The organism is Paenibacillus mobilis, from assembly GCF_058267595.1.
The window spans coordinates 148,947-163,568 of sequence record NZ_JBZCMS010000001.1 but is presented as its reverse complement, the minus strand read 5'-3'; the positions used below and the strand labels follow the sequence as shown (position 1 = coordinate 163,568).

The 14,622-nt window shown below is 52.4% G+C and carries 11 protein-coding genes; 3 read left to right on the top strand and 8 right to left on the bottom strand.

Annotated elements, in window-relative coordinates; translation table 11 throughout:
* Nucleotides 1-231: 231 nt before the first annotated feature.
* Entirely contained in the window at nt 232-2,076 is a 1,845-nt protein-coding gene (locus AC3ZPD_RS00820) for an ABC transporter ATP-binding protein (protein WP_490982366.1), read from the bottom strand.
* A 108-nt stretch (nt 2,077-2,184) separates the two neighbouring features.
* Between AC3ZPD_RS00820 and AC3ZPD_RS00815 the strand changes: the two genes are divergently transcribed.
* Nucleotides 2,185-2,691 carry an ADP-heptose synthase gene (locus AC3ZPD_RS00815; RefSeq protein WP_490982365.1) on the top strand — a complete coding sequence of 169 codons (507 nt, stop codon included), beginning with the start codon at nt 2,185-2,187 and terminating at the stop codon, nt 2,689-2,691.
* A 126-nt stretch (nt 2,692-2,817) separates the two neighbouring features.
* Here AC3ZPD_RS00815 and AC3ZPD_RS00810 read toward each other — a convergent pair whose 3' ends face one another.
* Nucleotides 2,818-3,105, bottom strand: coding sequence for a HesB/YadR/YfhF family protein (locus tag AC3ZPD_RS00810; protein WP_490982364.1), 288 nt, complete (start codon nt 3,103-3,105; stop codon nt 2,818-2,820).
* A gap of 575 nt (nt 3,106-3,680) precedes the next feature.
* Between AC3ZPD_RS00810 and AC3ZPD_RS00805 the strand changes: the two genes are divergently transcribed.
* Both AC3ZPD_RS00805 and AC3ZPD_RS00800 read left to right on the top strand, forming a co-directional pair.
* Nucleotides 3,681-5,426, top strand: a complete 1,746-nt coding sequence (locus AC3ZPD_RS00805) for an ABC transporter ATP-binding protein (protein ID WP_490982363.1) — start codon at nt 3,681-3,683, stop codon at nt 5,424-5,426.
* Between the two features lie 16 nt (nt 5,427-5,442).
* The gene (locus AC3ZPD_RS00800) at nt 5,443-7,623 is read left to right on the top strand and encodes an ABC transporter ATP-binding protein (protein WP_490982362.1); all 2,181 of its coding nucleotides are present in this window, start codon (nt 5,443-5,445) and stop codon (nt 7,621-7,623) included.
* Nucleotides 7,624-7,763: 140 nt separating this feature from the next.
* Here the strand turns inward: AC3ZPD_RS00800 and AC3ZPD_RS00795 are convergent, their stop codons facing one another.
* From AC3ZPD_RS00795 to AC3ZPD_RS00770, 6 genes are all read right to left on the bottom strand, one after another.
* Entirely contained in the window at nt 7,764-8,279 is a 516-nt protein-coding gene (locus AC3ZPD_RS00795; RefSeq protein WP_490982361.1) for a hypothetical protein, read from the bottom strand.
* A 49-nt stretch (nt 8,280-8,328) separates the two neighbouring features.
* The gene (locus tag AC3ZPD_RS00790; RefSeq protein WP_490982360.1) at nt 8,329-9,186 is read right to left on the bottom strand and encodes a hypothetical protein; all 858 of its coding nucleotides are present in this window, start codon (nt 9,184-9,186) and stop codon (nt 8,329-8,331) included.
* 176 nt (nt 9,187-9,362) lie between these two features.
* Nucleotides 9,363-10,517 carry a mannitol-1-phosphate 5-dehydrogenase gene (locus AC3ZPD_RS00785; RefSeq protein WP_490982359.1) on the bottom strand — a complete coding sequence of 385 codons (1,155 nt, stop codon included), beginning with the start codon at nt 10,515-10,517 and terminating at the stop codon, nt 9,363-9,365.
* Entirely contained in the window at nt 10,517-10,954 is a 438-nt protein-coding gene (locus AC3ZPD_RS00780; RefSeq protein ID WP_490982358.1) for a PTS mannitol transporter subunit IIA, read from the bottom strand. The genes AC3ZPD_RS00785 and AC3ZPD_RS00780 overlap by 1 nt, the downstream gene beginning before the upstream one ends.
* A gap of 18 nt (nt 10,955-10,972) precedes the next feature.
* Nucleotides 10,973-13,042 (bottom strand): BglG family transcription antiterminator, encoded by a 2,070-nt coding sequence (locus AC3ZPD_RS00775; RefSeq protein WP_490982357.1) that lies wholly within the window; start codon nt 13,040-13,042, stop codon nt 10,973-10,975.
* Nucleotides 13,043-13,107: 65 nt separating this feature from the next.
* Entirely contained in the window at nt 13,108-14,562 is a 1,455-nt protein-coding gene (locus AC3ZPD_RS00770; protein WP_490982356.1) for a PTS mannitol transporter subunit IIBC, read from the bottom strand.
* Nucleotides 14,563-14,622 lie beyond the last annotated feature (60 nt).

Here is a 14,622-nt window from a genome sequence, read left to right as displayed (position 1 = left end):
AAATGGATTGGCGTACTTGAGAACACTCACTCTTTCCAGCCTCTTCGCTCCGACATAGAAGAATCATAAGCTTATAACGGCCCGGACAAATCCAGCCGTTAACGGCAACAAATAACGGCAACAAATAAACCGGAAAACAACCCGAGCGGATCGGGCGTTTTCCGGTTTATTTTTCATAGGAAAGGTTTATTCGCAATCCCAGCATTTACATAGATAGTTTCGTCCGGTTGATCACTTTCCGGCCGTCTCCCGGGCCGCAGACGCAAGCTGCAGCGTTTCCATTTCCTCTGCCTCGGCCTCAATTTCAGCCTCTGCCTCTTCTGCTTCTCCAAGATTCAAATGCTGGATGCTGTACAATCTTGCGTAAATCCCGCCTAACTCCATCAGGTCCGCATGGGTGCCGGCTTCCGCGATAACGCCATGGTTCATCACGTAAATCCGGTCAGCATGTGTAATGGTCGATAGCCGGTGGGCGACGATCAGCGTCGTCCGGCTTTCTGAAAGCCGCTGCAGGGACTGCTGGATCAGGTTTTCGGATTCCAGGTCGAGGGCCGAGGTGGCTTCGTCCAGAATGAGCACCGGCGGATTTTTCAGAAACACGCGGGCAATCGCAACCCGCTGCTTCTGGCCGCCTGAAAGTTTCACGCCCCTCTCGCCCACCTCGGTTTCATAACCGGCCGGCAGCTGCATGATAAAGTCATGCGCGTTGGCTGCAATGGCTGCCTCCCGGATCTCCTCGTCGCCGGCTCCCGGTCTGCCGAGCAAAATATTTTCCTTAACGGATCCACTGAATAAGAAGTTTTCCTGCAGCACCATGCCGATCCGGCTGCGCAGGCTGTGCATGGTCAAGCTGCGGACATCGGTTCCCCCGACGCGGATCGACCCTTTCTGGATATCGTAAAACCGGGGAATCAGCCCGACCAGCGACGATTTGCCGCCCCCGCTCATGCCGACAAACGCGACGGTTTGGCCCGGCTCTATTTTCATCGTAATGTCCTTTAAAACCCAGTCATTTTCCGGCTGATATTTAAACCAGACCCGATCAAACTCGATGCCCGTCTGTCCGGCCGGAAGTTCCGCCGCATCCTTGGCGTCCACCATGTCATACGGCTGATCGAGCAGCTCCTGCACCCGCTCCCAGGAAGCGGAGGCCTGCGTCAGCACCGTCGAGGAGTTGATCAAACGTCTCAGCGGCGCATACAAACGGTCGAGATAACCGAAAAAGGCCACAAACGTGCCCAGCGTCAATCCGCCCTGGATGACATGGTAACCCCCGTATCCGATGACCAGCAGCGGGGCGATATCCGTCAGCGTGTTCGTAATGGCAAATGTCCAGGCGTTCCAGCGGCTTTGGTTCAGCGCTTTGTCCAGATAACGACCGTTGATGCCGCCGAAACTTCTGCCTTCATGGCGTTCAAGCGCAAAGCTGCGGATAATGGAGATGCCCTGGATCCGTTCATGCAGGTAAGCCTGAATGCCGGCCAGCGCGGCGGAGCGTTCTTTGGTCAGCTTTTTCAGCCGTTTATAGAGCAGGTTTACCGACAGGGCATACAGCGGCAGCACCGAAATCGACACCAGCGTCAGGATCGGGTCCAGGTAAAACATAAAGCCGAGCACAAACACCAGCGTAAACAAATCGAGCCAGACGTTCATCATGCCGACTTCGACGATGTTTTTCGTCTGTTCGGCATCGTTGATAAACCGCGATATCACCTCGCCGACCTTCGTATTCTGGTAATAGCGCAGCGACAGCCTCTGCAGATGGTCATAAAGCCGGCTCCGCAGATCAAACAAAATTTTGGCGGTAATGAACTGGGCGAAATATTGGCGGAAATATTCGACCGGCCCCCGCACCACGATAAAGAGGAACAGTGCCGCTCCGAGCGCAAGCTCAAGGCTGCGGATCTTTTCGCCGGTCGCCATATGACTGTTCATGAGCAGATCATCCACTACATATTTTAGTAATAGAGGCAGCAGCGACGGAATCCCGAACTTCAGCAGTCCGATCAGCAGTGTGACCAAAATCCATTTCCAATAAGGTTTGACAAAAACGAAATAAGCTTTAAACGGATTCAATTGAGTGCACTTCCCTTGTATGTTATACTGCTTAGTAAAACTTGCAGTTCTTGCCTGCCCCGCACGGCAACAGCCGAATAACGATGTAATCGCTTTAGGAGGGTAACCATGACACGCCGATTTGTCATTGAAGCTGTAATGGTCGCGATATACGGTGAACTTTTGGCACCTTCCGGCCCCGTAGAATATATTGTGCCTTACAACACGATTATGGAATTGTATGAATTCCGCGACAGTACAGAACCGCTCATGAACGATCCTGAGGACGACCGTTACGTCAAAGACAAGATCAATGAGCTGATCGCTTATATGGAAGAGCCCTTAAACCGGAAACGGCTGGAGAAAATCCTGATCATGCCCTGGGGGAAAACCGCGTCCATTTTGCTGGACGAACACATTACGTGGACGGTCGTCAATGCCGTGGATAACGAGCAGTACGGCGAATATCTCGATCCTATCGAAACGGAAATCATCCTGACCGCCCAGAAAGAAAGCGCTCCGATTCTGACCGATCAATTTGAGCTGATCCGCCGGATTATCGAAGCCGAAGTACCCGTGCAGGTGTTTGATATTCAGGATTTCGAGTTCGCCATGGAAGACAATGTATTCAGCTAGCTTTGCGCTAAGAACGAATCAAGCTGATCATGGAAAAAGCCCGCGTAAGCGGGCTTTTTGCCGTTTTTCCCCTACCCGAAACGGTTATAGCGCCAGAGATGAAGCTTACTCTCCAGTCTCTGCCCGTCATTGAACATATTCGTACAGAATATCGTCGGCTGCCGGGTCATAGCTCACTTTCAGGTCATAACCGTCCAAATACCATAAATCCTGTTCTTCCATATAAAAACGGATGCCTCCGACTGTAGTCGATAATCCCGGCTTCTTCGGCTCCTCGGTGTCGATCCCAAGCGAAAACCCTGGATGAATATGGCCGCCGGCGCTGTAACGGGCAAAAAAACGAACGGACTGCCCTTCCGCAAGGTTCAGTTCTTTTTTATACCATTCGGCTGCATCCTGAGCTACGTGAATCATGCGATTCTCTCCTTCTCAATCAGCCCTTTCGTTTCTCCGAAGCAGGCTGTCTCTTCTATTTGTACCCTTATTTTAGCCTATGAAGCTTCGATTTGCCAAACGGGGCAAATTAACTATATTTATTTTTTACGTTTGACAATCCGGAAAAGGCGATGTTAAGATTTCAGTGTCAGTATCAGGTTTTCAAAAATTTCCAAACGGAAGAAAGGGTGCGCTGCGATGTTGATCCATCCAATTTATTTTAAACGTCATATGTCCATGGCCGATTGGCTGAAGCAACTGAATATCGAAGCAATCCCGCCAGCAGGACTTTAACAGGTCCAAGGAACCGGATTCCTATTCGAGGAACCGCTTTGGGCTGCAGCATGCGGATGCGATTGCTTACAATCGCAATCCGGCATATGTTTGGTTATCCAGGGACATATCGTCATAGGACGATATGTCCCTTTTTACATTTTAGGGTTCTGGCAGGCAAACTACAGAGAACAGCTGCCAGGCTAAAAGTTTTATTCTGCTCCGGTGAAAAGGTTAGAAACACAAACGGACGGAAAGACGCGTGAGGAGGGTTTTGATTCATGTTTTCGGTACTAAAAAATTTAGGCTGGTTCTTCCGCCGGGAGAAGCAGCGCTACACGATCGGGCTTATTTTTCTGATTGTGGTCGGCGTTCTGGAGCTGGCTCCCCCACGGCTGCTCGGCAGCGCCATTGACGACATCGTCAGCGGCTCCATTACGTGGAATTTGCTGACGATGTACATTCTATCGATCGTAGGCCTGCTGGTCCTGATTTACCTCATTACTTATGTATGGATGCACAAGCTGTTTGGCGGCTCCAATCTGGTGGAACGGCTGCTGCGGACCCGTTTTATGAACCATCTGCTGCGGATGACGCCGCCGTTCTTTGAACGGAGCCGGACCGGCGACCTGATGGCGCGGGCCACAAACGACCTGCGTTCCGTCGCCCAGACGGCCGGTTTCGGCATGCTGACCCTGACGGATTCAACAGCTTATCTGACCACGATCTTCGTAGCCATGGCCACCCTGATCAGCTGGAAGCTGACGCTGGCGGCCATTATCCCGCTTCCTTTCATCGCTCTCGCGATGAAAATTTACGGCAAAATCATTCACGAGCGGTATACGCTTGCCCAGGACGCCTTTGGCGACATGAACGACCAGGTGCTTGAATCGGTAGCCGGCGTACGCGTTATCCGCGCTTATGTGCAGGAACGGAACGACGAAGCCCGGTTTGAGAACATCACCAACGATGTTTATCAGAAAAATCTTGCGGTAGCCAAAGTCGACGCTTATTTCGAGCCGACGATCCGCCTCTGCGTAGGCCTGAGTTATGTGATCAGCCTGACGTACGGCATGTATCTCGTGTTCCACAACGAGCTGACGCTTGGCAATCTCGTCTCCTTTAATATGTATCTCGGGATGATGATCTGGCCGATGTTCGCCATCGGCGAGCTGATCAACATCATGCAGCGCGGCGGCGCTTCGCTGGACCGCGTCAACGAAACGCTCAGCGTAAAGCCGGACGTGGAAGACGCCGAACAACCCGTAGCTGTGGCTGCTCCGGATTCCATTGCATTTCATGACGTGACGTTCCGTTATCCGACTTCGACTGTAAACAACCTGGAGCATATCCGGCTGAACCTGAAACGCGGCGAAACGCTTGGCGTCGTCGGGCGGACCGGTGCCGGCAAATCGACGCTGCTGAAACAGCTGCTGCACGAATATCCGCTGGGCACTGGCGAGCTGCTCATTTCCGGCGTGCCGATGCCGTCGATCGCCAAAGACCAGCTGCACGGCTGGATCGGCTATGTGCCGCAGGAGCAAATTTTGTTCTCTAAAACCGTCCGGCAGAATATCCAATACGGACGGCCAAACGCCGATGACGAACTGATCATGGACGCCATCCGCACCGCCTCCTTCGACGGCGATCTGCACACGTTGTCCGATGGGCTGGAGACGCTTGTCGGCGAAAAAGGCGTCGCCCTTTCCGGCGGGCAGAAGCAGCGCGTCTCGCTGGCCCGGGCGTTTATCGCCGATCCGGAAATTCTGATCCTTGACGACGCTTTATCGGCCGTGGACGCAAGAACCGAAGCCCGGATCATTGAAAATATCCGCAGCAAACGCTCCGGCAAAACGACCTTGATCGCCACGCACCGGCTTTCCGCCATCGAACACGCCGACCATATCGTCGTGCTGGAGAAAGGCCGGATCATCGAGGAAGGGACGCACGAAGAGCTGCTGGCGAAAGGCGGCTGGTACCGCGAGCAATATGAACGGCAGCAGGTTGAATCCAACCTGACAGACTAGAGAGGTGTTTCCCCCAATGAAAACAAAAACAGGCAAGGCCTTGTTTAAATACGCTTTAACCGCCAAAAGGACGTTTATTTTGGCGCTGGTTATGCTGGCGATCGGCGTGGCGGCCGATTTGGCCGGCCCCTTTATCGCCAGGAACATGATCGACAATCACATGCTGGCGATTGAGAAACCTTTTTACGAAACAAACACCGCTTCCGGCGAAACGGTCAGCTACAACGGCAAGCTGTATAAACGCGGCGACCGTTTTGCTGCGGATGAAACGAAAGGCGGCGAGGTGCACCTGCTTCAAGCCGGCCGGCCGTTTTATTTCGTTGAAGGGGCGGTCCCGGACACGACGGGCGAACGTTCCTTCGAAGGCGGCGTACTGACCCTAGCCAAAGGCGGCGAAAGCCTGCAATACCCGGCCATTAAGCTGTCGGCCAAAGAGTTGTATGCCTTCTACAAACCTGAGCTGCCGGGCATCCGGACATTGGTCCTCGCCTATTTCGGCTTCCTGCTCGTCTCCATCATCATGGAGTTCGGCAAAACGTATTGGCTGCAATCGTCGGCGAACAGAGTCATTCAAAAGCTGCGCATCGATGTATACGGGCATATTCAAAAGCTGCCGGTCAACTATTTTGATAATCTTCCCGCCGGTAAAGTCGTTTCCCGGGTGACAAACGATACCGAAGCCGTCAAAGATTTGTTTATCGCGGTTTTATCCAACTTTTTCTCCGGGATCGTCAATATGCTCGGCGTTTATGTGGCCCTGTTCCTGCTTGATTTCCGGCTTGGCCTTATCTGCCTGTTCGTCATTCCGGTCATCGCGGCCTGGGTGGTGCTGTACCGCAAATTCGCGACCCGATACAACACGATCATCCGCTCCCGGCTAAGCGAAATCAACGCCATCATTAACGAATCCATCCAGGGCATGCCGGTGATTCGGGTATTCCGCCGCCAGCAGCAAACAAGCGATGAATTCGAAGCCTTAAACGACGATTATATGAAACACCAGAACAAAATGCTGAACCTGAACGCCTTGACCTCCCACAACCTGGTTAACGTGATCCGGAACCTCGCTTTTGCCGTGGTGCTCTGGTATTTCGGCGGGGCGTACCTGTCTGCAACGGGCATCGTTTCGCTTGGCGTGTTGTACGCTTTCGTCGACGTTCTCGGCCGCTTGTTCCAGCCGATTACCGGCATGGTCAACCAGCTGGCAGCGCTGGACTCCTCCCTCGTATCCGCAGGCCGGGTGTTCGAGCTGATGGATCAGCCTGGCGTGGACGTGACGGACGGCGGCATGCCGCGTTACAAAGGCAATGTGGAATTTGACGACGTATCCTTCGCTTATAAGAAAGATTATGTGCTGAAAAACATCAGCTTCACCGCCAAGCAGGGCGAAACCGTAGCGCTCGTCGGCCACACCGGCTCGGGAAAAAGCTCGATCATCAACCTGCTGTTCCGGTTCTATGATCCGCAGAAAGGCTCCATCCGCATCGACGGCCAGGAGGTCACCAGCCTGCCGAAGCAGTGGATCCGCCAGCATATGGGCATCGTGCTGCAGGATCCTTATCTGTTCACCGGAACGATCGCCAGCAATGTCAGCCTCGGCGACAGCCGAATCTCCCGCGAAACGGTCGAGAAAGCGTTAAAGGATGTCGGCGCCGACCGCATCCTGGCCCATTTGCCGGGCGGCCTTGACGAGCCGGTCGTGGAAAAAGGCAGCACGCTCTCCGCAGGCGAGCGGCAGCTGATCTCTTTTGCCCGGGCGCTGGCTTTCGACCCGGCCATCCTCATTCTCGATGAGGCCACGGCCAACATCGATACCGAAACCGAAGCGCTGATCCAATCCGCGCTTGAGGTGCTGAAGAAAGGGCGCACGACGTTTATCATCGCCCACCGCCTTTCCACCATCCGCAGCGCCGACCAGATTCTGGTGCTGCACAAAGGCGAAGTCGTGGAACGCGGCTCCCACGATGAGCTGCTTGCCCTCGGCGGACGTTATTACCAAATGTACCGCCTGCAGGGCGGCATAGCGGATGCCGCAGAGAATGGCTCCGGGCAAGATCAAGAGGGCGGCTCCAGCTCCACGGATAGAGATTCGGATGTGCCGAAGACTGAGGGATCGCCGGCACCCGCTGCCGGGTCTGCCGAAGTGGCCAAACCTAAACGGTCGGCACCAGCTTCGCCGCTGCCGAATTTGTCCTAAGAGGCTGACCCAAGAACCATTCTTCAACAGGAAGGTTCGATTGCATTCCTTCCTTGATTTGTTCATACAAAAAGGCTGATCCCATAGGAGGATCAGCCTTTTTGTATTTAAATATGGATCGGACCTTCAGCATTCACCCTTTAATCCAGCTTACCGGCTTCCTCTATTTCATGCTCCTTCTCCATCTCCTTCTCCTCCAGCCCTTCAACCTGCTCATACAGCTGCCGTGTATACAGCTGGAGCTTGTCCTCCAGCCGTTTGGCCCGGTCTTTGAACTGCTTCAGCTCACGAATCATCGCTTTCCTTCCTTCTTCGCTGAAGGTTTCAAGGATACGTTCCTTGAAATAGTCATGGACAATCCGGTTGCGGTCTTTCCAGATGGAAACCAGCTCTTCCGTCTCTTCCTCCGTAAAAGTAAAGTGGTGCCGGATTTCGTTCACCAGCTGGCCGAGGGAATTGCCGAGCTTGCGGTGATAAAGCTCCTCCAAATCCTGTTCCGTAGGCACTTTTCCTTCCGCCAGCTTCATCATCATAATCAGGTTGACCAGCTGCTGCTCCAAAGCCTGTCCATAATAAACAGCCAAACCGAAATAGGAAAAAAGCTCCTTGGACTGCTTCTGTTCCGTCATGACCTCCCGGCCGCTGCGATAGGGCATAACCTCTCTCCTTTCCTCCTTGTGGGTATCTTCCACGGCGGGCCGCCCTTTAACGGGACAGCTCTGCCAAACGCTTCAATCTTTCTGCCTCATGCTTGACCAGCCAGGCATCCCGCGAAAGGATCTCATAGGCTTGTCCAAAAAATGTTTGCGATTCCTCCGCTTTGCCGGATGCCAGCAAACATTCCGCCATTTCTTCATAGACGTAACCGCTTGGCCCCTGGTTTTCCAGCGCCTTGTTATAAAGAGTGGCTTGAAGGTCCAACGCTTCCAGCACCCGTCCCATCAGCCGCATCACCTTGGCCAAACACCATTTGGCAACAGAGATCATTTCCTCGTTCCCTTTGTTCTCCCTGAAGGCAAGCGCGCGGAGGAACATCTCATAAGCTTCTTCGAGTTGCCCTGACTCCACTTGCGCCCAGCCGATATTGTTATACAAAGAACCCAGCCAGCGTTCAGCTTCCGGATGGGCTTCCGCATAAGCCAGGGCGCGCAGATTCCATGCCATTCTAACTTCGGCATCCGTTTCGGCAATGCCAAGCATGTGGGCGGCATCTGCGGCAAAATCATGCTCCTCACAGCTCTGCGCCAATTCCCAGGCTTCTTTGAACAAAGGAACGGCCATCGCGGCCGTCCCGGACGAGTTCAGCACCCGCCCTCTTTCCAGCAAATATCGTACGCACACCCGCGGAAGCTCCTCTTCCTCCAGCAGAACGAGGACATAGTCCAGCGACCCGTGAGCCTCATCATATTTGCCCTGCAGCCCTTGCGCCCGTGCGATCTGTGTCCATAACTCGGCTATGTATCCAGTATTTCCGCTATCTTTAGATTGCTCCAACATTTCAATAAATTTCTGTTCCGTTTGTCCAGGCTGACTGTAGTCCCATAACTCATCAAAACGAATCATATTCCACTACTCCAGTCTCTTTTTTATGATTTTGGACTTGGTATCTCAAACTGCCTTTATCATAACATAGCCACTCTGCCCGGTCGCCCTGGAAAAAAATAAAATCCCCGGAGCTTACGCCCACGGGGATTCTAGGATTTCTATTTCAAACGAATTCCACCGGATTCGGATTCGTCTTACGCTTTTTGCAGCTGTTCGAAATATTTCACCGCCGCCTGGTGAACCGGATGATCAGCAGCAATACCCGTAAAGTGGGTCAACGTTTCCTGAACCCCGCGTTCTTTCAAAGTTTGCTGAATTTGCACGGCTTCCGGATCTTCCTGAACGTCAAACAGCAGGGCTGCTGCCATTGACTTGGCTAATCCGTCATAAGACAAGCCACGCTCAAAAGCCTGCAGCGCCGGAGACACCAGACGGTCGTTAGGAGACAGCTTGCGGATTGGCGATCTGCCGATCCGTGTCACTTCGTCTTTCAGCGCCGGATTGCGGAAGCGCTCCATGATTTTTTGAATATAGGCTTCATGTTCTGCCGCGTCAAAGCCATGTTTAGCTACCATTACGGCGCCGGTTTCTTTCAGAACTCCGTACAACTCATCCGCAATTTGCTGATCGTCCATCGCTTGTTGGATCAGTTCATACCCCTTCAGATACCCGCGGTAAGCTGCCGAGCAGTGACCGGTATTAACGGTGAACAATTTACGTTCAATGTAGGGCTCCAGCCGATCCACATAATGTACGCCTTCGATAGGCGTATATCCCGGAATCATCTGAGAGGTGTCCACGGCCCATTCGTAAAAAGGCTCCACTTCCACTTCCAGCGGATTGTCGTGCTGCTGAAGCGGCACAATGCGGTCAACAGCCGCATCCGGGAAAGCCACCAGGCTGTCCGCTTTGCTGCGGGTTTCCTCGTCAAGAAGGCCATACACATGCTCCTTGAGCTGGGTGCTTCCGCCGATCGCATTTTCGCAGGCAATAATATGCAGCGGAGCAGACGATCCGTTTGCCAGACGATTTTTTAACCCTTCAGCAATCGTTGGGGCAATAAATTTCAAAATGTTAACGCCGACAGCAGTCGTAATGATATCGGCTTCCGCTACCGCCTGAACCGCCGCCTCCGTTTCCGTGGCGCTGTTAATGCCCGTTACGTTGCGAACTATAATCGTTTCACGCTGATCGCTGGCCAAAACGACTGGGTACTCACGTTTCTCTTTCAGGTGATTGACCAGATTTTCATTGACATCTAAGAAAGTAACCTCGTAACCGGCCTGCGAAAGCAGAAGTCCGATAAAACCGCGTCCGATATTCCCTGCGCCAAAATGTACAGCTTTCATCAGTCTTCGAGACCTCCTTCAAAGATCGCCATAATCGCTTCTTCGGTAGGAGCGTTCATGACGTGCTCCAGACTGTCGTCTTCGCTGAAAATCATCGCTACATTGGTCAGGATCTGCATATGGTCGCCGCCGGCTCCCGCAATCCCGATCACCACAAAGGCCGGCTCGTCGCCGTCAAAATCAACGCCTTCCGGAAAACGGACGATCGACAATCCCGTGGAGTGAATCAGGTCTTTGCCTTCTTTGGTACCGTGAGGGATGGCAAGGCCGTTGCCCATATAGGTGGATACGATATTTTCGCGGTCGATCATACGGTCCACATAAGCGGGTTCGACATGGCCGGCTTTGACAAGCAGTTCACCGGCAATGCGGATCGCTTCGAATTTATCGCTGGCAGTTGCGGACAACAAAATTTTATCTTTAGACAGTATACTCATGTTAAACTCCACCTTTTTCTATACTTTGTTTTTGAAGAAACTCATTAATTCGGTCGATAAAAACTGTTTGATTTCCTGCTCGCTGCCCTTCTCCATCAAAGTAATCAACTCCGGCCAGAGCAGCAGGGCGCTGATTTCGCTCAAGACTTCAAGCGACTCTTTGGGAAGCTCCCGGGGTCCTAGCATGATCAGCAGCACCTGAATATCGGTTTCTCCATCCATTTTAACGGGATCGCTTAATCGGTACAGCGACAAGGAAGGCTGCAAAATTTCAGTGCTCCGGGTATGAAAAAGCGCAAGGGAGCTGTCCGGGATCACCAAACTGCCGAGCAAATCCCTTTCCAGCAAAAGATCAGTCACTTCTTCCGGATCCGTCAGCACCGAATCTTCCGCAAGCATCCTGCAGGCTTCAAGCAGCGCATCGCGTAAATCCTTGTCTTTTGTAGTAATGGATTCAAGACTGAACTGATCGATCAGCACAAGGATTTCCGTCAGGGTAGTATGCAGGGATTTGATCCGCCCTACGGCCCAGCTCGTGTCCTCTTCCCCCCGTTCACCGCGGTGCCCGGGTTTCCCGCCGCCGTTCATCTGCTTGAAGGTTGTGTTTTTAATGTAATCGATCAACCGTTCAATATCTTCCCTGGTTAATAAAGGACTCAGCCGAATATAACGGTTTTGGGGCAGCGGCAAATCGATGGTTGAAATGATCAGGTCATAATCTTCTTCTGGAATTCTCGCCGCTTCATACCAGGAGCTGTTCCGAACAATTTCGATTTGCGGAATTTCTTTGGCAAGCCGGGTTGCCAGCAGCTTGGCCGAACCGATTCCGCTGCTGCAGACAAGAATAGCCCTGACATCCTGGTGAAGCCTTTTTAGCCTTTCAATGGATGCCCCAAAATGCATCACCAGAAAACCGATCTCTTCATCCGGGACCTGCAGGGTGGACTCCAGTCCGGTTACCGCTTCTTTTACGATTTGAAAAAGCGGCTCATAATCCTTGCGGATCGAAGCGAGCAGCGGATTGCGGATACGCGAGCCCTCTCTAAGCCTTTTCAGCGCAGGGTCAATATGCAACAGCAGTCCCTCGCGGAGCGATTTGTCTCCCTGCAGCGGATACCCCGTTTTTTCGGCTACCCTCATAATAAGCTGCTGTACAATTTCCATATGAAGCAAATCCGCTGGCGTCAAATATTCCGAAGAAGCGGTCTCCTGCAGCGTATCCAGCATTAGAGCGATATAATTAACCTCAAAGCTGCAAAAATGAATGTCCAGCACATTCGAAAGCTCCTCCACAATCTCCTCGGCATCCCGCAAATTTCTGGGCCGGAAGTTATAGAAGCCGCCGGCGTTTGCGGAATCCTCCACCTTTTTGTCCTGAAGGATCCGCGAAACCGCTACAGACAACGAAATCAGCAAGTGGGTATAAGCCTTCTCGCTGAGTTCGTCTAACCATTCTGAACCTTTGTTCCACAAGGCGTTTTCCACAAACATGAAAAACTCCTTGCCTGCCAGATTAAGCAGCTTTTGCATGAGGGGCGGATGATTTTCGCTGGCGCCTACCAAGTCCGACGGATCAAGGTTTTCTTCGGCAAGCTGACAGATCGCCCTCCGTTTATCTTCCTCCCGCCCCTCGATTTCGACACCGTAACCGCGCCGCCGAATCAGCTCCAGCCGGAATCTTTTAATCCAGAGCTCCAATTCGTTCAAATCGTTTGTAACCGTCGGGACCGTCACCTTTAGGGAATGAGCCAGCGAAAAAAGTTTGACGGGTTCATCAGCCTGCAGCAGCGAAACCAAAATGAAGATTTTGCGTTCTTCCACTGAATATTCCGCCGGTTTTTCTTCTTTAAGCGCGGCTGCAAGTTTATCCATGGAGCTTGACGAACCTTCTAGCTCCATACCTTTACCTGATTTTTTTTTGAGATGAAGATCAAATCCGGCCAGAAACTGCTCCAGCCCTTCCATCTCCCGGTGAACGGTTCTGACACTCACCCGAGCTTCTTCTGCAATCTCTGCGGCTGTGGTTTCTTCTTTCCTTTCCAGCAGGAAGGTCAGAATCTGCCTTTGCCTTGCGGTGAGTTTGTTCAAGGCCGCACCTCCCGTAAAATGGAGAATAACGCCGGCTGGCGCCGGCGCTTCCTCATTTCCTTGCTTTAGCCTTTCAGACGATCGACAAGCTTGTCGTACTCAGGGCTTTTCAGGAAGTTGTCGATGGAGATATGTTCGGCTGTAGGAAGTTTTGCTTTCGCCCGATCCGTCAATGTTTTTTGCGTAATGACGATATCGGCGTCCGAAGGGATTTCGCTAATAGCCGAGTTTACTACCGTAACATCCACGTTAGCCTGCTGCATTTTCTTGCGCAGTACCGAGGCGCCCATCGCGCTGGAACCCATCCCTGCATCGCAGGCAAATACGATCTTGTGAACATCTTCCGGATTCAATTGAACAACCGCATCATTGATAGCTTGATCGGCGCCGGTTGCTGTTGCCGTAGAAGAAGTGATGCCAGCAGCTTTCATGTCTTTCATTTTGGCTGCAGCTTCTTCGATGTTGTCGCTCTCTTTTTGTTTAGTCGTTTTGAGCAGCAAGACCGACAGAAGGAAGGATACAACTGCCGCTACCACTACGCCGGCAAGCATCGCGAAGTATCCGCCTTTTGGCGTTACCAGAAAATAAGCGATGATGCTGCCCGGAGAAGCCGGACCTGTCAAACCTGCGCCAAGCAGTTGGAACATAAAGGTACCGGACACGCCGCCCGCCATAACAGCCAGGATCAAACGAGGATTCATCAAAATATAAGGGAAATAGATTTCATGAATACCGCCCAGGAAGTGGATGATTACCGCACCTGGAGCCGATTGTTTAGCCGAACCTCTGCCAACCAGGCAGTAAGCCAGCAGGACGCCAAGACCAGGACCCGGATTCGATTCCAGCATGAAGAGGATCGATTTGCCCGTGCGTACCGATTCTTCAACAGCGATCGGGCTCAAAATGCCGTGGTTAATCGCATTGTTCAGGAACAGCACTTTCGCAGGTTCAATGATGATGTTTACGAGCGGAAGCAGGTTTTTATTTACCAGGAATTCAACGCCGTTCGAAAGAACGGTAGTCAAAGCTTCAACGGCAGGGCCGATACCGGAATAAGTACCGAGCATAATCAAACCGCCGATAATCCCGATGGAGAAGTTGTTCACCAGCATTTCGAAGCCGGCACGGATTTTGCCGTCGACCGCACGGTCAAACTGCTTCAAGATCCAGGCGGCAATCGGACCCACGATCATAGCGCCAAGGAACATCGGAATATCTGAACCGATAATAACGCCTATGGTCGCGATCGCGCCGATAACGGCACCCCGTTTACCGTGGATCATTTCACCGCCGGTATAACCGATCAGGAGTGGAAGCAAATATTTGATCGTAGGATCAACCAGTTTTGCCAGATACTCGTTTGGAATCCAGCCGGTCGGGATAAACAGGGCCGTAATCAAGCCCCAGGCGATAAAAGCGCCGATGTTCGGCATAACCATTCCGCTTAGCAGACGACCAAACTTTTGAACGCCAACCCTTAATCCTCCGCTTTTGTTTTCGCTTACTGCAGATGTTGCCATTTTAGGAGCCTCCCCTTAAATCAAACTGAATAGGATAAATGTCATAGGGTGTAATCTACT

Excerpts from the sequence above, each read along its gene's own strand:
- AC3ZPD_RS00795 (WP_490982361.1), bottom strand. The coding sequence starts at position 8,279 with ATGCCCTATCGCAGCGGCCGGGAGGTCATGACGGAACAGAAGCAGTCC.
- AC3ZPD_RS00770 (WP_490982356.1), bottom strand. The coding sequence starts at position 14,562 with ATGGCAACATCTGCAGTAAGCGAAAACAAAAGCGGAGGATTAAGGGTT.
- AC3ZPD_RS00805 (WP_490982363.1), top strand. The coding sequence starts at position 3,681 with ATGTTTTCGGTACTAAAAAATTTAGGCTGGTTCTTCCGCCGGGAGAAG.
- AC3ZPD_RS00815 (WP_490982365.1), top strand. The coding sequence starts at position 2,185 with ATGACACGCCGATTTGTCATTGAAGCTGTAATGGTCGCGATATACGGT.
- AC3ZPD_RS00780 (WP_490982358.1), bottom strand. The coding sequence starts at position 10,954 with ATGAGTATACTGTCTAAAGATAAAATTTTGTTGTCCGCAACTGCCAGC.
- AC3ZPD_RS00785 (WP_490982359.1), bottom strand. The coding sequence starts at position 10,517 with ATGAAAGCTGTACATTTTGGCGCAGGGAATATCGGACGCGGTTTTATC.
- AC3ZPD_RS00800 (WP_490982362.1), top strand. The coding sequence starts at position 5,443 with ATGAAAACAAAAACAGGCAAGGCCTTGTTTAAATACGCTTTAACCGCC.
- AC3ZPD_RS00790 (WP_490982360.1), bottom strand. The coding sequence starts at position 9,186 with ATGATTCGTTTTGATGAGTTATGGGACTACAGTCAGCCTGGACAAACG.
- AC3ZPD_RS00810 (WP_490982364.1), bottom strand. The coding sequence starts at position 3,105 with ATGATTCACGTAGCTCAGGATGCAGCCGAATGGTATAAAAAAGAACTG.